Origin of the sequence: Thermosynechococcus sp. HY596 (assembly GCF_030518715.1) — a bacterium.
Taxonomy (GTDB): Bacteria; Cyanobacteriota; Cyanobacteriia; order Thermosynechococcales; family Thermosynechococcaceae; genus Thermosynechococcus.
Window position 1 is genome coordinate 74,449 of sequence record NZ_CP130346.1, and the last position, 18,906, is coordinate 93,354.

Consider the following 18,906-nt stretch of genomic DNA (forward strand, 5'->3'; position numbering starts at 1 on the left):
ATTTTTTTGGTTCTGTATCATTTTGGGTCTCATGTAGTCTTACAATTATCAAGGAAAGTAAACACCTGAATATTACAAGGCTACAGAGAATTCAACGCAACGCGAAGCTGCATTGTGACACCAAAACAATTTATTTGATGCTAGCATACAGCGTTTGGTGTTGAGGGAAGTTGTCCCAAAAATTACTGGGATTTTTGTGTTGTCAAGCAATTTGTTGCAGAATTGTTACAAATTCAGGATAGGAGACGGCTGCCGCACTGGCGTTGTGAATGTGGCTGGTTCCTGTGGCATTGAGGGCAGCGATCGCCAGACTCATGGCCATGCGATGATCGCCGTAGGTTTCCACATGGGTGCCTTGCAGGGGTACGCCCCCCTGAATATCGAGGCCATCACTGAGTTCAGTGACCTTAGCGCCCATTTTTTGCAATTCTGTGGCCACGGCCTTGAGGCGATCGCTCTCCTTCACCCGTAGTTCTGCTGCATCGCGAATTTCGGTGATCCCTTCAGCAAAGGCAGCAGCCACAGCCAAAATCGGAATCTCATCAATCAAGCGAGGAATCAATTCACCGCCAATACGGGTTCCCTGCAGCCTCGCCGATCGCACCCGCAGATCTGCCACTGGTTCGCCTGTGACGAGCCGCTCATTTTCAAGGGTAATCTCGGCTCCCATTGCCCAAAGCACATCGAGAATGCCGGTGCGGGTGGGGTTAACTCCCACATTGGTCAGCACTAATTCTGAATCAGGGGTAATGGAGGCTGCCACCAACCAAAAGGCGGCTGAACTGATGTCGCCGGGCACAATCACCTTCTGACCCTTTAAGACCGCAGGTCCTTCAAGACTCACCGTACAGGTGGCCTCATCCACGCTCAAACAGGCACCAAAGGCCTGAAGCATACGTTCACTGTGATCTCGTGAGCGGTGGGGTTCGCGAATAATGGTGGTGCCTTCGGTGTGGAGGGCGGCGAGCAATAGCGCTGATTTCACCTGAGCGGAGGCAATGGGACTGGAGTAGGTGATTGGCTCTAAGGGCTGCCCCAAAACGGCCAAGGGGGCACGGCTGTGGTGTTGACGCCCCCAAATCTGGGCACCCATCTGCATCAAGGGTGTGACGACCCGTGCCATGGGGCGCGATCGCAATGAGGCATCCCCAGTCATCGTAAAAAAGCGACCTGTTTGCGCTGCCAATACCCCCAACAACAACCGCATCGTTGTACCAGAATTGCCGGCATTCAGGACATCCACGGGTTCTTGGAGATGGCCAATTCCCAAGCCTTGAACCGTGACTGCTGTGGCATTGAGATCTGAAATCTCGGCACCAAGGGCACGAAAACAGGCGGCGGTACTACAGGTATCTTCACCCACGAGCAGGCCTTCAATATGGGTAGTGCCCTCTGCCATTGCCCCCAACATCAGGGCACGGTGGGAAATGGATTTATCTCCCGGTACCTGGAGGGTGCCCTGCAGGGGATGGCCATCGGCCTGAATTTGCCAAGTGTCGTCGGATGTAATCTGAATCACCGCCATGGGACATTTGGATAAAACCGCGTTCTCGATTGTCCCACGTCTGTTGCGCTATAGCTCCATTGAGCGCTTCAGTTCCTCAAGGGCAGTTTGCAGTTCCAAGCGGCGAAACTCAGCTTCAATTGGGTCATTCAGGTCACTGGTCATGCGTGGTGGCGGTGGGGGCGGTGGTGGGGGCGCACTGGCGGTAGGCACACGGTTCATGATTTCTCGCCGGCGATCGCGAATCTTTTGCAGCAGCTGCTGGGTAACGGGAATTTGATTGAGGGCATTGAGGCGCTGAGTCCACAGTTGCTCGCCGCGTCGGCGTAATTCGGCCTCCCGTTGCTGTGCCAATTCCACAAGGTCGGGGCGTTGAGCTGCCATCGCCGTTTGGATGCGATCGCGCCAGCGGCGAATCTCGGAAACAAGGCCTAAAATTTGCTGTTCGCAGGTATTGACTTCCTGTTGCAACCGCAGTAATCGCTCTTGGGTTTCCCGTTCTTGATCCTCTAGCTCAAGGAGCAGTAGATTGAGTTCAAGCTGCGGATTGGCACGAATAAAGTCCTCGAGTTTTTGCTCTAGGAATGCATTCAAGTCGCGGAAAAAGCTCATGAGTGCCCCTTTTTTTAAAAACTTTGGCCAACGGTGAGGGAGCGCACTTCCCCTTGACGCCGTAGCACCGCCCGCTGATTTTGAATCTGTACCAGTTGCCAGCCGTCGTTGCCAATTGTATCGCCCACACTCAAGCGCAGTGTTTGGCCATTGCTTTGAAAAAGAGCCACTGAGCGATCGCCCAGTTCTAAGATGCCCACCAAGGTATGCTGCGGCGGTGCGGGTGCAGGGGATGGCGGGGTGGGTGTGGGGGCAGGGCTAGGGGCTGTGACTGTAGGTAAATTGGGCAGGGTCACCGTTGGCGCGCTGGGGGCTTGGTAGACGGGAACGTAAATGCGTTCAACCGTCGGGGTGGGGGTTGAGGGGGTGGGAACCGAATTGCTGGCGATCGCCGGCGGCGAAGGGGTTGGGGTGGCGGCCTGTTGACTGAGGAGTTGAAGGGAGGTTTGCAGATACTCAGCGAAGGCCATATCGGCAGGGCTGGTGGTTGTGGTCACCGCACCCTCAGGGGCAACTGCGACCGGTTGGCGATTCAGGCTGATCCAGAGGCCAACCCCCAGTACAAAGGAGGCAATGCCAACCCCCATCAAAAAGCGATCGCCCCAAGAAAAGGCCTGCTGCGGTTGAGATCGGTGCAGCCAGCGAGAAGGTTCCGCCGGCGGTGGAGGGGGAGGAGGTGTCGTTGCTTCAAAAGGGACAAGGAGGGAAGGTTCCGGTTCTAAGACCGCTGCTAGGGATTCTGGCTCATTGAGGTCGGCCTCCACAGCGGCAAAGACTTCATCCAGCAAGCGATTGGCTTGGACATCTGTCAGACAGGTTTCCATGGTATAGGGGTCTGTCCTCTGCGGATCATCGCTCCGTGTCATCACCCATGCCTCACAATGATCACCAAAAACGCCCAACCTTGCCTATTTTGTTTACGATGGATGACTAAATTCTATGCAATCCCTATCCTATCGGCCACCACTGCCGCTGCACTCTGGCGTGATCCACACGGTCTTTACTGCCTATGTCCAACGCTGGGGGTGCCTCTACCCTTGGCAACCGCAAACCAGCCATGTTTTCCATGGGGCGGAGGGCGTGCCCCTGTACGGTGAGGGGTATCGGGTTGGCCAAGCACGCGGAACCATCATTGCCACCTACGGCATTACGGGTAATCTCAAGAATCAATGGTACTTGCATACCCTTGCCCATTGGGCGATCGCCCGCCGCTTTGATGTGGTGCTTTTCGACTGGCGTGCCCATGGCCGCAGTGCTGAACTTTCTCCGGCGTTGACCAGTGATGGGCTTTACGAAGGCCAAGACTTTGTGGCGATCGCCCAACAGTGCCAAGAACTGGGCTATACCCCTCCCTACTGGTTTGTTGGCTATTCCTTGGGGGGTCAGTTAGCCCTTTGGGGGGCGTGGTATGCCCAACAGCAAGGGACAAAAGAGATTGGGGGGGCGGCTGTGATTTGCCCCAACCTTGACTCCAACCGCTCCCTTGCCCACCTCGGCACGACTTTTTGGGGACAGCAATTTGAACGCGCCATCAGCCGTCAACTCCAACACTTGGCTCGCCACCTGCATCGTCTTCATCCTCAAATCTTTGATCTCAACACCGTTGCCCAGATTGACACCATTGCCGGTTTTGATGCCGCCCTCGTCATTGACCGCCTTGGCTTTGGCAGTGTGGCCGAGTATTACGCTGCCAGTAGTCCCTTGCCACTGTTGCCGCAACTGACAATACCCGTATGGATTCTCTATGCCGCCGATGATCCCCTATTTGATCCCTGTCTGGTGACGGAACTCCTAGCGATTGCCGAGAGCAATCCTGCCCTCACCCTGCTGATGACAGAGCAAGGGGGTCACGTGGGCTTTACCAGCGATCGCAAGTGTCAACGCCTCTGGGGCGATCCCGACTACTGCTGGGGGATTCATCGGCTCTTGGATTGGCTAGGGCAGCAACCTAGATAACCCACGAAAGTATAAAGGCGGCACCCGGATTCGAACCGGGGGATAAAGGTTTTGCAGACCTCTGCCTTACCACTTGGCTATGCCGCCCTATTTGGCGATTTCTCATTATAGCCGATAGCGCTCTTCCCATCCTTGATTGTTTTAGCTTACTGACCAGATTGCTCAAGGTAACGCTGAATCGCTTCCCGGGTCACTGCCGCCAGAGACATGCCCTTGGCTGCTGCTAATTCCTTGAGTTGCTGGTATTGATCAGCCCGCACATCCACACGATAGCGCTTCGTTGTGGCTGTGGGAACGTAATTCGCGGCAAATTCTCGCAAGGCCGCAAAACCAACCCGATGGCAAAAATCACCAAAGGATTCTCCCTGCTGTCGGCGATCGCGATAAAAAACTAGCAATGGCTCTAGGGCTGTTTCCAGTTCGGCAATCGGTAACCGCTCAATATAGACCTCCGCTAAGCGGGTTTGATCGGGACTCCCCCCCAACCAAGTCTGATAGGCGCCGGGGACAATGCCAACAAAGCCCAATTCCGCTAAGTAGGGGCGGGCACAGCCATTGGGGCACCCCGTCATCCGAATCACAAAGTGCTCCTCTTGGAGTCCCAGCCGATCCATGAGGCGACGAATCCGCTCCAGTACCCCCGGAATTGCCCGTTCCGATTCAGTAATGGCTAAGCCACAGGTAGGCAACGCCGGGCAGGCCATGCTATAGCGTTCGAGGGGATCAATGGCATTGACATCACGCACCCCGTGCTGCTCAAGGATGTGCTGAATTGCATCCTGTTGATCGGGAGAGACATCACACAGGAGCAGATTTTGGTGAGGCGTGACCCGCAGGGGGAGCTGAAAGTCCTTGACGATTTTCTTGAGGGCCGACTTGAGTTTGAAGTTCCCCTGATCAAGGATGCGGCCATTGGCAATGGAGAGGCCATAGAAGAATTTGCCATCTCCTTGGGGGTGCCAGCCCAAAAAGTCCTGATAGCGCCACGGCGGCAGCGGGCGAAAGGGTTCGAGGGGCTTGCCAAAGTATTCTTCCACCTTGGCCTTGAATTTTTCGACTCCCCAATCGTGGATCAGGTATTTCAAACGGGCGTGGCGCCGATTATAGCGATCGCCATAGTCCCGCTGGGTGGCCACGATCGCCTTCACCGCCTCATAGACATCTGCCGCGCGGACAAAGCCAATTTCATCAGCCATGCGGGCAAAGGTTTCTTCTTTGTTGTGGGTGCGCCCCAAACCACCACCAGCATAGATATTGAAGCCCTCAAGATGGCCTTGGGCATCTGTAATCACCACCAGTGTCAAATCTTGGGAGAAGAGATCTACGGAGTTATCCCCCGGCACCGTGACACAGCACTTAAATTTGCGGGGCATATAGTGATCGCCATAGATTGGCTCTTCGTTATTGGCGAAGATCGTGCCATTGCCATTGCGCTGCCGTGCCGCCTTTACATCGGGGTGCTCTTCGGCGGAGATCACCTTTTCACCATCGAGCCAAATCTCGTAGTAGGCACCGGTTTGTGGGGTCAGCAGATCGGCAATGCGGTGGGCATACTCATAGGCAAGGGCATATTCCGGGCGATCGCGAAAGGGGGCGGGTGGCGCCATGACATTGCGGTTCAAATCACCGCAGGCGCCCAATGTGGATCCCATGCTGCGGACAATGGCGGCGATCGCTGCTTTCAGATTCTTCTTGAGAATGCCGTGCAACTGGAATCCTTGCCGCGTTGTTGCCCGCAGGGTGTGGTTGCCATACTCATCCGCCAAGCGATCCAAGGTTAAATAGAGCTGCGGCGGAATATACCCTCCTGGACTGCGGGTGCGCAGCATGAACTGGTAGTCTTTTTCCTGCCCTTTGACGCGGTTATCGCGGTTGTCCTGCTGATAGGAGCCGTGGAACTTGAGGATCTGCACCCCCGCTTCGCTAAAATGATTGGTTGGTTCTAGCAGTTCTGTGGCTAGGGGTTCTCGCAGATGTTGGCTCCGTTCCTTGAGAGCCTCAATTTTTGAGCGTTTCAGGGCAGCATCAGCAGAGGGGGGCGAAGCAACCATAGTGTTCTTTTTTCCAGCAGGTGAAAGTAACTAAAATGACGACAGCCAAAAGTCCCTAATCTTGATCGGGAAAGTGAGCTATCTCATTTTAGCGAACCTGTGGAACGATTAACAGGAGGGTTCTTCCTTGGAGGCACAGTCCTTTTGCCAGCAGCGTTCGAGGTAAGCATCGTAATACTGCCGCCAGAACCGTTTGGGATTGAGGGTAAAGCCCGGACTAAATAGCCGTTGGTTCAAATACTGCCACAGGGGAAAGGCGAGGACACGACGCGTAGCCATAAGCACACCGTGAGCGTGAGCGATTCAAAAACTTCAACTTACCTTGATCATAGACGAGGGTTCTGGGGGGCAAGGGTCTCTGCCAAGTTTCTTAACGCGCGAGAAACCGTCCGAGGGGCGAAAAATGTTAAAATCTGTAAAGTTTTCTGGGATCACTGATGCGGGTTGTCATTGTTGGTGCAGGGTTAGCCGGCTTAGCCGCCGCAGTGGATTTGGTGGATGCCGGTCACAGTGTTGAAATCTATGAATCCCGTCCCTTTGTGGGGGGCAAAGTCAGCAGTTGGCAAGATGCCGATGGAAACCACATTGAGATGGGGCTGCATGTTTTCTTTTACAACTACGCCAATCTCTTTGAACTGATGACCAAGGTGGGGGCGATCGCCAACCTACTGCCCAAGGAACATACCCACACCTTTATTAATCGCGGTGGTCAGGTGGGAGAACTGGATTTTCGCTTTCCCTTGGGTGCCCCCTTCAACGGTCTCAAGGCCTTCTTCACCACCAGTCAACTCTCTGCTGCCGATAAATTCTTTAATGCCATTGCCCTTGGCACGAGTCCTGTGGTGCGGGGTCTGGTGGACTACGAGGGGGCAATGCGCCAAATCCGCGCCTTAGATCAGGTCAGTTTTGCGGAGTGGTTTCGGCGGCAGGGCGGTTCAGAAAATAGCCTCAAGCGCCTTTGGAATCCCATTTCCTACGCCTTGGGCTTTATTGATACCGAGCACATGTCCGCTCGCTGTATGCTGACGATCTTTATGATGTTTGCCGCCAAAACAACTGCCTCACGGCTCAATATGCTCAAGGGATCACCGGCAGAATACCTGCTCAAACCCTTGGTGAACTACATTGAAGCACGGGGGGCTAAGATTCATCTGCGGCGACGGGTGAAGGAAATTCTCTTTCGCGGCGAGGATCCTAGCACTTGGCAGGTGGAAGGGTTGGTGATTCCCCTAGGCGAAGAACTAGAAACAGTTACAGCGGATGCCTATCTATGTGCCTGTGATGTGCCGGGGATTCAACGCCTGATTCCAAAAGCATGGCGATCGCACCCGACCTTTGACAACATCTTTAAGCTCGAGGCCGTGCCTGTGGCCACGGTACAACTGCGATTTGATGGCTGGGTTACGGAACTGCAAGACCCCAGTAAGCAAAAACAGGTGGCGGCAACGGGTATTGATAACCTGCTCTACACTGCCGATGCTGACTTTTCCTGCTTTGCGGATCTGGCCCTCACTAGTCCAGCGGACTACTATCGCGAAGGTCAAGGCTCCTTACTGCAAGTGGTGCTTACTCCCGGTGATCCCTTCATCAAAGCCAGCAATGAAGAAATTGCCCAACATGTGCTGCGCCAAGTCCATGAACTTTTCCCCTCGTCGCGCCATCTGAACATGACATGGTACAGTGTCGTCAAATTAGCGCAGTCCCTCTATCGCGAAGCCCCCGGCATGGATCCCTATCGTCCGCCCCAAAAAACACCCGTTCCTAACTTTTACTTGGCGGGCAGCTATACGCAACAGGACTACATTGACAGCATGGAGGGCGCGACAATGTCCGGACGACAAGCCGCCCAAGCGATTTTGGCAGGAGGTCATGGATGAGTTGGTTAGAGCATACGGTTCAGATTGAAGTGGCAGCCGATGTCGATCGCGTCTGGGCACTGTGGTCGGATCTGGAGAAAATGCCCCTGTGGATGAAGTGGATTGAATCTGTGGTCATCACTGAAGAAGACCCTACCCTATCGCGCTGGACATTGGCCACGGGCAACTGGCACTTTAGCTGGCGATCGCGCATTTGCCGCCAAGTGAAGCACCAAATGATTCAGTGGGAGTCCGTGGATGGGCTGCCTAATCGGGGTGCAATTCGCTTTTACGATCGCCAAGACAGCACCATTGTCAAGCTGTCGGTCTCCTATGCCATTCCGGGAATTTTGGGACAAATGATGGATCGCCTTTTCCTTGGCCGCGTAGTTGAAAGTACATTGCAAGCAGATCTCGAACGCTTTCGTGAATATGCCCAACAGATGCAGCCCACACAGGTTTCCTGAGGTTGACTCAAAGTTGGGATAGACCAAAAGAGATCGCGATCGCCAGCAGGGCTGCACCGGGAAACGTGAGTACCCATGCCATGAAAATTTGCGCCCACACTTGCCAGTTCACTTCCCCTTGATGGCGATAGCCAGCACCCGTAATCGCACCCACCACGACTTGTGTCGTACTGACGGGAAAGCCCACCAGACTTGCGGCTCCCACGGTCAAGGCGGCACTGAGATTCGCTAAGCAGCCACTCACAGGGTCAAGGGGTGTAATTTTCTCCCCCGTGGTGCGGATAATGCGTTCGCCGCCGCCATAGGTACCGATCGCGATCGCCAGGGCACAGGCAGCCATCACCCAGAAGGGCACACCCGCATCCGGTGACAGTTGTCCCCAACTCACAAGGGCAAGGGTGATCACCCCCATTGTTTTCTGGGCATCGTTGGCACCGTGGGCAACGGCCATCAATGTTCCGGAGAGAATCTGCAACCGTTGCCAGTGCTCTGGGGGAATGTCTTGGGATTGCCGCCATTTCTCGACAAGCGTCATGAAACTCAGGCCAATGGCGATCGCCACCAAGGGGGACACGACCATGGGAATCACCACCGCCTCAACAATCCCCTGCCAATAGATGATTTGGGGTGACACTTGAAAGAGGGCTGCCCCCACCAAGCCACCAATGAGGGCATGGGAAGAACTACTGGGTAAACCCCAATACCAAGTGAGCAAATTCCAGCCCATCGCGCCGAGGAGTGCGGCACTAATGACGCCAAACCAATGGGCACCCAAGGCACTGCTGTTGAGAATGCCGGCTTCAATTGTTAGCGCCACCCGCGTACTCAAGAAGGCACCACCAAAATTAGCGACAGCAGCAAAGATGAGCGCCGAGCGCAGGGAAAGGGCACGGGTGGCCACCACCGTTGCAATGGCATTGGCGGCATCATGGAAGCCATTGGTGACATCAAAAAGGAGGGCGATCGCAATCAACCCCCCCTTGAAATCAATGGCCATGCCCTAGGCAGAGGCACTCACTTGATCTTTGTCCTTGGCGAGGAATTTCTCCAGTTCGGCAAGGGCGTCGGCATCGACCTTCGTTTGCATGGGGCAGAACTTCGGCCCGCACATGGAGCAAAACTCAGCCGTTTTATAGATATCTGCCGGTAGGGTTTCGTCGTGGTATTCCCGTGCCCGATCCGGATCGAGAGCCAGTTCAAATTGGCGGTTCCAGTCAAAGTTATACCGTGCCCGCGACAGTTCATCATCGCGATCGCGCGCCCCCGGACGATGACGGGCAATATCCGCTGCGTGAGCCGCAATTTTGTAGGCAATCAAGCCATTGCGCACATCTTCAGCATTGGGTAAGCCAAGGTGCTCTTTGGGGGTCACATAGCAAAGCATGGCCGTGCCATACCAACCCGCCATCGCCGCGCCAATGGCACTGGTAATGTGGTCATAGCCGGGGGCAATATCCGTGACCAAGGGCCCAAGGACATAGAAAGGAGCTTCAGAGCATTCTTCCATCTGCTTGCGCACATTGAATTCAATTTGATCCATGGGCACGTGGCCGGGGCCTTCCACCATCACTTGGACATCGTGTTCCCAAGCCTTGCGGGTGAGTTGACCGAGGGTTTTCAATTCCGCCAATTGAGCTTCATCAGAGGCATCATGGAGACACCCCGGCCGCAGCGAGTCCCCTAAGGAGAAGGAAACATCGTATTTTTTGAAGATCTCAATAATGTCGCGGAAGTGGGTGTAGAGGGGATTTTGCTTGTGGTGATACAGCATCCACTTGGCGAGAATGCCGCCGCCGCGCGACACAATTCCCGTGATGCGGTTTTTCACCAAGGGCAGATATTCAATGAGAATCCCCGCATGGATCGTCATGTAGTCCACCCCCTGCTGGGCGTGCTTTTCAATGACATGGAGAAAGTCATCGGGGGTAAGCCGCTCAACGCTACCGTGGACGCTTTCAAGGGCTTGATAGACGGGCACCGTTCCAATGGGCACGGGTGAGGCATTAATAATGGCAGTGCGAATGGCATCAAGGTCACCCCCCCCGGTGGAGAGATCCATCACCGTATCGGCACCATACTTCACTGCGAGACGCAGTTTGGCCAATTCTTCCTCGAGGTTTGAGGAGTTAGGAGAGGCACCAATGTTGGCATTGACTTTGCACTTGGCAGCAATCCCGATCGCCATCGGCTCGAGGTTGGGGTGATTGATATTGGCGGGAATAATCATCCGCCCACGGGCGACCTCATCGCGAATCAATTCCGCAGGTAGGTTTTCCCGCCGTGCCACATAGTGCATTTCTTCGGTGATAATCCCTTGGCGGGCATAATGCATTTGGGTGACATTGTCGTGCCCCTTACGGGCAGCAATCCATTCGCTACGCACCATTGATAGAATCCTCTCTAGACAGCTTCCCTGCGCCAGCATGATCTGGTTCAGGTTCTAAGGGTTTGCTCTCAGCCTGCTCTGACCGCAGACACCCCTAGCATGTCGTTCATTCTACCACTTTGCCCTTGGGGGGGTGGGGATCAGTCTAAAACGTCAATGCGTACAGGCCCGACACCGGCACCAATGAGGCCAATGGCAGCCGCAGCGCCCCGCGAGAGGTCAATTTCCCGTCCCCCCGTAAAAGGCCCGCGATCGTTAATGCGCACCACTACTGAGCGGCCATTCTGGAGATTTGTCACCCGTACCCGTGTCCCAAAGGGCAGTGTGCGATGAGCCGCCGTCAGGGCATCCTGATCAAATCGCTCGCCATTGGCAGTGCGGGCACCATGGAAGCCGGGGCCATACCACGAGGCAATACCCGTCAACTGCATCCGAATTGGTCCCATGGCCACAACGGTATTTGGGCTACCCTCTACGCTGGTTAGGGCAGGGGCATTCCCCAGTTGGCGGCGGATCAGGTTAGTAATGCGCAGGGCGTTTTCATCATTGCGTTGTGAACTATTGGGAAGCGTGACTTGATTGTTCAGAGTCAGGAGAGGTTCTTTGTCAGCGTAGATGCGATAGTTCTGTTGTTGGGCATCCCAACCCACGCGCACAAGGTTGGCATCAAAGCCCTGTTCGTGGAGCTGATTGAGGCGAGCGGTAAGAATGGTTGCCTGTTGGGCTGCTTCTGAGAGGGTGGTTTGCTCTGGCATTGCGGCGCCGTTGGCGGCAGCGACTTTGACGCCCTCTGTGGCTGCTACCCGTTGACCCAAGAAGGTGAGTACGGGAATCCCCCGCAAATAGACGGTTACGGCTTCGCGGCCTTGCTGTTGGTGACGATGGAGACTGGCGATCGCCCGTGTGGTGGTGGGGGCGGTGGATTGGCGTTCCCCAACTTTTGTGGCAACGACGGGGGAAGAGGGGGCTGAACCTGACTCTATGGCTGGTGTGGTTGTGGTTGCACGGCTACTGGAAAGGATTCCCAACACAGCCAAGGTGGTTGTTGTCAGACCCACATAAAGCGTTTTTTTCATAGGCGTCCGTTAAAAAGGGCATCCATACGGCTGGACAGTAGGGCACCAACATCACACAGGGGTTACCCCTACTGGTGCCGCGTTCGCTCTCATCGCGGAACTGTTTCAACCTACCACGAAGGCCTAGAATCAAGCATCAGGAGCATTTTGTTCATTACAAACATTTTGAAAAAGAATAAAAAAGCGCTGAAGGCGGTGAAACCTACGCAGACTGGCATATTAACGGAATTTACGGTTGGCGAAAGAAAATAAGAAGATTTTATAAACTTTTAACAAATCGTTTTTAATTTCTGAAGATTTCTGTGACTCAGATCACCGAAAATAAAAATTTATCTAAAAGAGAAAATTTGCTTTTTGCGACCTTTTCTGTGTGCCATAGGACGATTTCTCACCCAATTTTGTTTCCCGTTTTACCCCTGTTGGGATGCGCCTCTAGCCACTTCATAAAGTGCATTGCCCAAGGAATGGCTCTCTCCTCTAGCGCATAAAACGGGGATATAGTCCGTAGGGAGCCGAACCATGGAAGACAGGGATGACTTGCGGCGTCGTCTTGAAAACTTAGAAGCCGCTGTGGCTGCCCTGCAGCGATCGCTCGAGATTCTGCAAAGAGCCATTCTCCGTGAAGACCTCTCCTCTTCTGGCGTCCCAGAACCTGCAACACCATCAACGCCACCTGAGGAACCGACGGCGATCGCTCCTGCCCCTGCTGCTGAACCGCAACCCCCAGCGTCTGAATCTCCAGCGGTGCCACCGTTACGCCCAGTGAGGCCTTCCCAAGCTGACTGGCTACAAAATTGGGAACTGTGGCTCAACCGTCTCGGCATCGGCCTGCTGCTGTTGGGGATTGGCTTCCTCTTTCGGTACGCCGTTGAATTGGGCTGGATTACCGATGCAGTTCTTGTGGCCATGGGCTTTGTCATTGGTACGGGGCTGATGGGGTTGGGCTGGCGGTTGCAGCGGCGAGCCATCTTTAGCCAGTTTTTGCAGGGGGGCGGCCTTGCGACCTATTACCTGACGATCTTTGCGGCCTATCAGTTTTTGTCCGTCATGCCTTGGGGTGTGGCCTTCCCGGTGATGGTGTTAGTGACCCTAGGGGCATTTTTCATCTCGTTGCGCCAAAATCGAGCCATTTTTGCAGTGATTGGCGTGGTTGGCGGCTTAGCAACCCCTTTGCTGCTCTACAACACAGAGATGAGTCGTCCTTTGGCCTTGGCCAGTTATACCTTTTTAATTCTCTTGGGCAGTTGGGCAATTTACGCAGTGAAGGGCTGGCGATCGCTGCTGCTGTCAGCTTTTTGGTTGGGATGGCTGATGTTAACGGTGTCTATTACTGCTCAACGGCTTGATCGGGTCGTGGCATTACAGACCATTCTGGCGTTGACTTGGCTGGGCTTTACGGTATTACCCCCTTGGTATCAGGGGCGCAATCACGACAGGGCAGGGGAGCTGTATCGCCCTCAGGAGACTTCCCCACCGTCCTATGGTCAGACGATCGCCCTCTTTAATCCGCTGATTGCTTTGGGCTTAAGTGCCTTCCTCTGGGATTGGTCGGCAACGCTAACGGGTCGGGTCTTGATCCTATTTGGCGGCCTTTACCTAGTGACTAGTGTACTGTGGCGACGCATTCCCCAGCCTTGGCGTTGGGTCTATAGCTTGACGGGGTTAGTGCTAATTGCCTTTGGAATCGTTGTGCGTTACGACAGCAATCGCTTTATCCTCGCACCGCTGGCGATCGAGGGGTTGATTTTGCATTATCTGAGCCAACACTATGCCTCGCGTACCCTGCGGGTTATTGCCCATCTTTGGTGGGGACTACTCGGCCTTGGTTTTGTTGGGCAACTGCTCTTTACCGCTGCCGATCGCCCCCCGCTGTTGAATGTCGCTTTTTTCTCCCATTTGGTGGTGCTTGGCGCCGCAACAGTCAGTATCCGTTTTTTGCCCCCACCCACCCGCCCCCTTTACTGGATATTGGGCTATGGGGTGACGATGATCTGGATGCAGCACGAACTGGCGCCCTTTGGCACCGGGGCAGCCACCCTTGTCTGGGGACTCTTTGGCGTCGGACTGCTGATCTATGGGTTGCGACGGGACACCTCAGCGGTGCGCACGGTGGCTTTAATCACGTTGATCATTACTTTGGTGCGGCTTTTCTTCGTTGATCTCATCCATCTTGCGCCGGTGTGGCGAGTGCTCCTATTTATGGGGTTTGGTTTGATTTTTTTGCTGCTGAGCTATTTTTTCCGCGCCCTGTGGCGGCGATCGCCCGTGGAATCCTCTAGGATCAGTGAAGAAACCCCAAGCAACGAGTCCGAAGAAAACCCATGACCCGCATTGCTGATCTGCGCCGTGATTACCGTCGTCAACGTCTCCTCGAAAGTGAGGCGGCTGAGGATGCGATCGAACAGTTTCGCCTCTGGTTTACGGATGCGGTCAACGCTGAATTACCGGAACCCAATGCGATGACACTGGCCACCATTGGCTTAGATGGGATGCCCGCTGCGCGAGTGGTGTTGCTCAAAGATGTGGACGATCGCGGGTTTGTCTTTTTCACGAACTATCGCAGTCGCAAAGGTCTAGAATTAGCCGCCCATCCCAAGGCCGCCCTTGTCTTTTGGTGGGCAGAGCTAGAACGGCAGGTGCGCATTGAAGGCACTGTTGAGCAAATTAGTGCAGCGGAGTCCGATGCCTACTTCCAGAGTCGTCCTTTGGGTAGCCGTTGGGGGGCATGGGCATCCCAGCAGAGTGAGGTTTTAGAATCCTACGCCGATTTGGAAGCCCGCCTTGCCGAAGTGGAAGCCCGCTACGGTGAAAATGTTCCCCGGCCAGAGCATTGGGGGGGCTATCGTGTCCTGCCGACGCTGATTGAATTTTGGCAAGGGCGACCCAATCGCCTCCACGATCGCCTGTGCTATCGGCGCCAAGGAGACCACTGGCAGCGGGTGCGCCTCTACCCCTAGGATTAGGGATACCTTTAGAGATTGGCTGAGATGCCCATGATTCCCGGTGAACTTATCCCCGCAGAGGGAACCATTGAACTCAATGCTGGCCGGCCAACGGTGACGTTAACGGTGGCCAATACGGGCGATCGCCCAATTCAGGTGGGATCTCACTACCACTTTTACGAAGTCAATCCAGCCCTCCAATTTGATCATGAACAGGCACGAGGAATGCGCTTAGATATTCCCGCTGGCACCGCCATTCGTTTTGAGCCGGGGGATGAGCGGGTGGTGCAACTGGTGGCCTTTGGTGGCAGTCGCCAAATCTATGGCTTTCGCGGCGAAGTCAACGGTGCGCTCTAGTCGGGATTCCAAGCATCCTGTAGATTAAACAGTATGGATGACAATGATTTCCCCCTTCTCGACACTTCAGAAGATGCACTAGCGGCGCTGCCGAGTGAGGAGAGCGATCGCCCCGATCCCGAAGCCATGTTGCCCCTGCTGACCTCCGCCGATGTGACGGAGCGGATGTTGGCGGCTCGCGCCTTTTGCGAATTGCAGGATGAACGCGCCACACCCTATCTCATCAATCTCCTGCAAGAACCCTGTCCCCTTGTCCGTGTCAGTGCCGCCTATGCCCTTGGCCGTAACCCCAGTTTGGCAGCGGTGGATGCCCTCATTCAGCAATTGGAGCAGGACTGGAATGGCTATGTCCGCAAAGGCATTGTTTGGGCCTTGGGTAACTGTGGCGTCCGCTTTCCCTTGCCAGAAATTTATCGGCGCACCCTTGATCCCTTGATTCGTGCCCTGCAAACGGATATTTCTGCCGTGCGTCTATGGGCAGCGAGTTCCTTGGGTCAGGTGGCAGAAGCTAGTGAAGAGGCGGCGACGGTTGCCATTCCTGCCCTTGCCCTTGCCTTGGCTCAGGACGCGATCGCCGCTGTGCGTAGTAACTGTGCTTGGGCCTTAGGTCATGCCTGTCGCAAAATTCCCCTTGGGCCTCTTTACACCCAAGCCATTGATCAACTCATTGCTGCCCTGCGGGACAGTGATATGGGTGTCCAAGAAGATGCCAAAGCAGCGCTGTTCAAGCTGGGGGATGCACGGGGACTGCAAGCGATCGAAGACCTGCAACTAGAAGCCTTTGGCTAGGGGATGCCTCAGATGGCCAAACCACTGGTAGAGCTGCGCGGTGTCTGCAAATCCTTTGGCAATAAGCATGTCCTCAATGATGTGGATTTAGTCATCTATCCCCAAGATGCCCTTGTGATTCTCGGCCCCTCTGGCACGGGCAAGTCAACAATTCTGCGCATTATTGCTGGGTTACTCGCTCCCGATAAAGGCGAAGTTTATGTGGCCGGTGAACGGCGTCAAGGGTTGCGCCAAGATGGCCTGTGCCGGTTGCGGATGAGCATGGTCTTTCAGCAATCTGCCCTCTTTGACTCCCTCACGGTTGCTGAGAATGTCGGCTTTTATTTATACCAGCACACCCGTTTGCCCGAAGCCCGCATTCGCGAAATTGTCAGTGAAAAACTGGCGATGGTCGGCCTCTCTGGCATGGAAGACCTCTACCCAGCCCAGTTGTCTGGGGGGATGCGCAAGCGAGTCAGCTTTGCCCGCGCCATTGTGGATAATCCCGAAGACCCCGATGATGATCCCTATCTCCTGCTTTACGATGAGCCAACGGCAGGGCTAGATCCCATTGCCTCAACAGTGATTGAGGATTTGATTCGCGAATTACGGGAAAAGACGGGTCATGCTTACGTTGTTGTGACTCATCAAAACAGCACAATTGAGCGCACGGGCGATCGCCTGATTCTCCTCTACCAAGGCCGCATTTGTTGGCAGGGCACCCATGCCGAAGCCCGCACGACCGATAATCCCTACCTGCGGCAGTTTCTCAGCGGTGATGTCAACGGTCCGATTCGGATCATTGATCAAGTGGGTACCGCTGCTCTATAAATAACGTAATAAATAAGGAATCAATAATCGTGGCTTTACACATCGCATGGCTTGGCAAAAAATCTCCCCCCTGCGGCAATGTCACCTATAGTCGTGAAATTACCAATGGGCTATTGGATCGCGGGTACCAAGTGAGCTTTCTGCATTTTGCCCAAGAGGATGAACAGGACGCTGAGAACGAAGGGGAGATGCCAGATGTGACGCTCCCTTGCCTCTATAAATCGCAAGTCTATACCCTGCCCTCCCTGCGAGCCAACAAAGTTCTGGTTGAATCCCTCAAGAAGCTCAAACCCGATATTGTCCACGCCTCATTGACTCTGTCTCCCCTCGATTTCTTTCTGCCGGACATCTGCGAAGAGTTAAACATCCCCCTAGTCGCCACATTTCATCCTGCCTACAGCGAAAAGTATCGTACCCTAACGACGGGCACCGCCTTGATGACTTACCAACTGTATGCCCCCTTTTTGGCTCGCTATGACCGCGTGATTGTCTTTTCCCAATCGCAAAAGGAACTACTAATTCGTCTTGGGGTCGGTGCTGAGACGCTGCGAGTGATTCCCAATGGCGTCGATACGCGCAAATATACACCGGGACCTTCTACGGCCAAAGAGGACTTTAAGGCACGCTACCTCTATATCTATCAAGGCCGGATGGCCATTGAGAAGAATGTTGAAGCGCTGCTGCGCTCTTGGTGTGCAGCGGAAATGCCGGCGGATTGTAAGTTGCTAATGGTGGGTGGCGGTGCCCTGATGCCCTCCTTGATGGCCAATTATGGTCCGGATCAAAATATTCTCTGGCTGGGCTCAATCGTTAATGATCAAGAGCGGCTGCAAATTTTACGGGGCTGTGATGTGTTCATTTTGCCCTCGCAAATTGAGGGGTTATCCCTGTCGCTCCTAGAGGCAATGGCCTGTGGCTTGGCCTGCTTGGCCACCGATGTCGGTGCTGATGGTGAAGTGCTCACTGGAGCAGGGATTGTCTTGAATCCCCAGTATGTGAAAACCCAGTTGCAAACGCTCTTGCCTATTTTTTATCAGCATCCGGAAATGATTCGCCTGCTGGGGGACAAAGCCCGCAAACGGGTGCTTGAGCACTATAGCCTCAGTCACAACTTGGATCGCCTCGAAGCCTGCTACCAAGAACTAATGGCTTCGTATTCTTTGGCGCGCCCGGCGGCTAAGGTGAAAAGCTAGCTCTCTCTAATCTGGCAAACGCTCAAAGCGAGCATTGAGACAACACCACTCCTGCCGTCGCCAGACACTGCCTAGGCTCCAGCCCTGTTGTTCCAGTTGCGCCGCTACGCGATCCGCTTGATCCAAAAGAATGCCACTAAAGATGCCCCAACCTTTGGGTTTCACAATTGCCGGCAAGTGGGGCAGAATCTCGATAATCACCGGTGCCAAAATGTTGCAGACAAGGCCATCCACCAGTTCGAGGACTTGCTCCCAACTCCCTTGCTTGACAATCAACTGGTCGGCTCTGATGCCATTGAGTTCTGCATTGCGTTGGGTGGCAGTGACCGCAAGATCCGAGGTATCCACAGCATAGGCTTTTTGTGCCCCTAGCAAGAGGCTGGCGATCGCCAGAATGCCGCTACCACAGCCAATATCAGCCATCACCGTGGGCGGCAGCGGCTCAAAGGTTTGATCCAATTGCATTTCCAAGGCCTCAAGGCAAAGCTGGGTGGTTTCATGGGTGCCGGTGCCAAAGGCCATGCCAGGATCCAGTTTGATCACCAAGCGCGTGTTGCCGAGGGGTGGGGTTTCCCAAGCCGGACAAATCAGCAGGCGATCGCCCACCGGTATTGGATGCCAATAGGCTTGCCAACTATGGGCCCAATCCTGTTCATTCACCAACTGCCAGTGGAGTTTTGGCGAGAGGTAGCCCTGCGCCACCACATCTTGCTCAATCCAAACCCCTAGGGCAGCAATGTCCAGTAGTGTCACCTGTTGTTGAGGCACATACCCCTGAATCAAGACCCGCCCCTGCTGTTGCTGGGTTGCTGTTCCTTGACAGCCAAAGGATTGGAGACGCCAATAGACAATTTCCTCCGCCTCCACTTCGCAGGTGACCGTAATTTCCCACCACCGCTGCACCACA

General features: G+C 54.6%; 18 protein-coding genes, 1 tRNA gene and 1 riboswitch. Of the genes, 9 read left to right on the forward strand and 10 right to left on the reverse strand.

Annotated elements, in window-relative coordinates; all coding sequences use genetic code 11:
• Positions 1-202 precede the first annotated feature (202 nt).
• From aroA to QYC28_RS00370, 3 genes are read right to left on the reverse strand one after another with little or no spacing between them, the layout of a single operon-like run.
• On the reverse strand, positions 203-1,525 hold the full coding sequence (gene aroA / locus QYC28_RS00360) for a 3-phosphoshikimate 1-carboxyvinyltransferase (protein WP_149817115.1): 1,323 nt from the start codon (positions 1,523-1,525) through the stop codon (positions 203-205).
• A gap of 48 nt (positions 1,526-1,573) precedes the next feature.
• Positions 1,574-2,116 (reverse strand): TIGR04376 family protein, encoded by a 543-nt coding sequence (locus QYC28_RS00365; RefSeq protein ID WP_149817117.1) that lies wholly within the window; start codon positions 2,114-2,116, stop codon positions 1,574-1,576.
• Between the two features lie 14 nt (positions 2,117-2,130).
• Positions 2,131-2,982, reverse strand: coding sequence for a hypothetical protein (locus QYC28_RS00370; RefSeq protein ID WP_149817119.1), 852 nt, complete (start codon positions 2,980-2,982; stop codon positions 2,131-2,133).
• Positions 2,983-3,055: 73 nt separating this feature from the next.
• Between QYC28_RS00370 and QYC28_RS00375 the strand changes: the two genes are divergently transcribed.
• Positions 3,056-4,072, forward strand: a complete 1,017-nt coding sequence (locus QYC28_RS00375; protein WP_302679661.1) for a YheT family hydrolase — start codon at positions 3,056-3,058, stop codon at positions 4,070-4,072.
• Between the two features lie 15 nt (positions 4,073-4,087).
• Here the strand turns inward: QYC28_RS00375 and QYC28_RS00380 are convergent.
• From QYC28_RS00380 to QYC28_RS00390, 3 genes are all read right to left on the reverse strand, one after another.
• Positions 4,088-4,159 (reverse strand) — tRNA-Cys (locus QYC28_RS00380).
• Between the two features lie 59 nt (positions 4,160-4,218).
• On the reverse strand, positions 4,219-6,123 hold the full coding sequence (gene sir / locus QYC28_RS00385) for a sulfite reductase, ferredoxin dependent (RefSeq protein ID WP_149817123.1): 1,905 nt from the start codon (positions 6,121-6,123) through the stop codon (positions 4,219-4,221).
• 108 nt (positions 6,124-6,231) lie between these two features.
• The gene (locus QYC28_RS00390) at positions 6,232-6,402 is read right to left on the reverse strand and encodes a hypothetical protein (RefSeq protein ID WP_190278128.1); all 171 of its coding nucleotides are present in this window, start codon (positions 6,400-6,402) and stop codon (positions 6,232-6,234) included.
• 158 nt (positions 6,403-6,560) lie between these two features.
• Here QYC28_RS00390 and zds point away from each other — a divergent pair, with 158 nt between their 5' ends.
• Together zds and QYC28_RS00400 are read left to right on the forward strand one after the other, a co-directional pair.
• Positions 6,561-8,000, forward strand: coding sequence for a 9,9'-di-cis-zeta-carotene desaturase (gene zds / locus QYC28_RS00395; protein WP_149817127.1), 1,440 nt, complete (start codon positions 6,561-6,563; stop codon positions 7,998-8,000).
• Positions 7,997-8,446: an SRPBCC family protein gene (locus QYC28_RS00400; protein WP_149817129.1), complete on the forward strand. Its 450-nt coding sequence runs from the start codon at positions 7,997-7,999 to the stop codon at positions 8,444-8,446. Before zds ends, QYC28_RS00400 begins: the two co-directional genes overlap by 4 nt.
• Before the next feature lie 7 nt (positions 8,447-8,453).
• On the opposite strand, the gene QYC28_RS00405 is transcribed toward QYC28_RS00400, so the two are convergent.
• The 3 genes from QYC28_RS00405 to QYC28_RS00415 form a co-directional block, all read right to left on the reverse strand.
• A complete protein-coding gene (locus QYC28_RS00405; protein WP_149817131.1) occupies positions 8,454-9,443 on the reverse strand; it encodes an inorganic phosphate transporter in 990 nt (329 codons plus the stop codon).
• Between the two features lie 3 nt (positions 9,444-9,446).
• Entirely contained in the window at positions 9,447-10,829 is a 1,383-nt protein-coding gene (thiC, locus tag QYC28_RS00410) for a phosphomethylpyrimidine synthase (protein WP_190278284.1), read from the reverse strand.
• Between the two features lie 10 nt (positions 10,830-10,839).
• Positions 10,840-10,938: riboswitch (TPP riboswitch) on the reverse strand.
• Positions 10,939-10,972: 34 nt separating this feature from the next.
• Entirely contained in the window at positions 10,973-11,908 is a 936-nt protein-coding gene (locus QYC28_RS00415; protein WP_302679663.1) for a septal ring lytic transglycosylase RlpA family protein, read from the reverse strand.
• 519 nt (positions 11,909-12,427) lie between these two features.
• On the opposite strand from QYC28_RS00415, the gene QYC28_RS00420 reads away from it, so the two are divergent.
• Genes QYC28_RS00420 through QYC28_RS00445 form a run of 6 tightly spaced genes read left to right on the forward strand, consistent with a single transcriptional unit; the run spans position 12,428 to position 17,999 of the window.
• Positions 12,428-14,233 carry a DUF2339 domain-containing protein gene (locus QYC28_RS00420; protein WP_302679664.1) on the forward strand — a complete coding sequence of 602 codons (1,806 nt, stop codon included), beginning with the start codon at positions 12,428-12,430 and terminating at the stop codon, positions 14,231-14,233.
• Positions 14,230-14,865, forward strand: a complete 636-nt coding sequence (gene pdxH / locus QYC28_RS00425) for a pyridoxamine 5'-phosphate oxidase (RefSeq protein ID WP_149817140.1) — start codon at positions 14,230-14,232, stop codon at positions 14,863-14,865. The genes QYC28_RS00420 and pdxH overlap by 4 nt, the downstream gene beginning before the upstream one ends.
• A gap of 36 nt (positions 14,866-14,901) precedes the next feature.
• A complete protein-coding gene (locus tag QYC28_RS00430) occupies positions 14,902-15,207 on the forward strand; it encodes an urease subunit beta (protein WP_302680048.1) in 306 nt (101 codons plus the stop codon).
• A 33-nt stretch (positions 15,208-15,240) separates the two neighbouring features.
• Entirely contained in the window at positions 15,241-15,996 is a 756-nt protein-coding gene (locus QYC28_RS00435) for a HEAT repeat domain-containing protein (RefSeq protein ID WP_149817142.1), read from the forward strand.
• 12 nt (positions 15,997-16,008) lie between these two features.
• Positions 16,009-16,806, forward strand: coding sequence for an ABC transporter ATP-binding protein (locus QYC28_RS00440; RefSeq protein ID WP_190278129.1), 798 nt, complete (start codon positions 16,009-16,011; stop codon positions 16,804-16,806).
• A gap of 29 nt (positions 16,807-16,835) precedes the next feature.
• Complete coding sequence (locus QYC28_RS00445; protein ID WP_286649759.1) at positions 16,836-17,999, forward strand: glycosyltransferase family 4 protein; 1,164 nt, start codon at positions 16,836-16,838, stop codon at positions 17,997-17,999.
• A 6-nt stretch (positions 18,000-18,005) separates the two neighbouring features.
• Here QYC28_RS00445 and prmA read toward each other — a convergent pair whose 3' ends face one another.
• A complete protein-coding gene (prmA, locus tag QYC28_RS00450) occupies positions 18,006-18,905 on the reverse strand; it encodes a 50S ribosomal protein L11 methyltransferase (protein ID WP_302679665.1) in 900 nt (299 codons plus the stop codon).
• Position 18,906 lies beyond the last annotated feature (1 nt).

What these genes read in the sequence shown, in the direction of transcription:
- QYC28_RS00390 (WP_190278128.1), bottom strand. Translation starts at nt 6,402, where the DNA reads ATGGCTACGCGTCGTGTCCTCGCCTTTCCCCTGTGGCAGTATTTGAAC.
- QYC28_RS00400 (WP_149817129.1), top strand. Translation starts at nt 7,997, where the DNA reads ATGAGTTGGTTAGAGCATACGGTTCAGATTGAAGTGGCAGCCGATGTC.
- QYC28_RS00415 (WP_302679663.1), bottom strand. Translation starts at nt 11,908, where the DNA reads ATGAAAAAAACGCTTTATGTGGGTCTGACAACAACCACCTTGGCTGTG.
- sir (WP_149817123.1), bottom strand. Translation starts at nt 6,123, where the DNA reads ATGGTTGCTTCGCCCCCCTCTGCTGATGCTGCCCTGAAACGCTCAAAA.
- QYC28_RS00430 (WP_302680048.1), top strand. Translation starts at nt 14,902, where the DNA reads ATGATTCCCGGTGAACTTATCCCCGCAGAGGGAACCATTGAACTCAAT.
- QYC28_RS00435 (WP_149817142.1), top strand. Translation starts at nt 15,241, where the DNA reads ATGGATGACAATGATTTCCCCCTTCTCGACACTTCAGAAGATGCACTA.
- QYC28_RS00405 (WP_149817131.1), bottom strand. Translation starts at nt 9,443, where the DNA reads ATGGCCATTGATTTCAAGGGGGGGTTGATTGCGATCGCCCTCCTTTTT.
- zds (WP_149817127.1), top strand. Translation starts at nt 6,561, where the DNA reads ATGCGGGTTGTCATTGTTGGTGCAGGGTTAGCCGGCTTAGCCGCCGCA.
- QYC28_RS00370 (WP_149817119.1), bottom strand. Translation starts at nt 2,982, where the DNA reads ATGACACGGAGCGATGATCCGCAGAGGACAGACCCCTATACCATGGAA.
- QYC28_RS00420 (WP_302679664.1), top strand. Translation starts at nt 12,428, where the DNA reads ATGGAAGACAGGGATGACTTGCGGCGTCGTCTTGAAAACTTAGAAGCC.
- aroA (WP_149817115.1), bottom strand. Translation starts at nt 1,525, where the DNA reads ATGGCGGTGATTCAGATTACATCCGACGACACTTGGCAAATTCAGGCC.
- QYC28_RS00365 (WP_149817117.1), bottom strand. Translation starts at nt 2,116, where the DNA reads ATGAGCTTTTTCCGCGACTTGAATGCATTCCTAGAGCAAAAACTCGAG.
- pdxH (WP_149817140.1), top strand. Translation starts at nt 14,230, where the DNA reads ATGACCCGCATTGCTGATCTGCGCCGTGATTACCGTCGTCAACGTCTC.
- QYC28_RS00375 (WP_302679661.1), top strand. Translation starts at nt 3,056, where the DNA reads ATGCAATCCCTATCCTATCGGCCACCACTGCCGCTGCACTCTGGCGTG.
- QYC28_RS00440 (WP_190278129.1), top strand. Translation starts at nt 16,009, where the DNA reads ATGGCCAAACCACTGGTAGAGCTGCGCGGTGTCTGCAAATCCTTTGGC.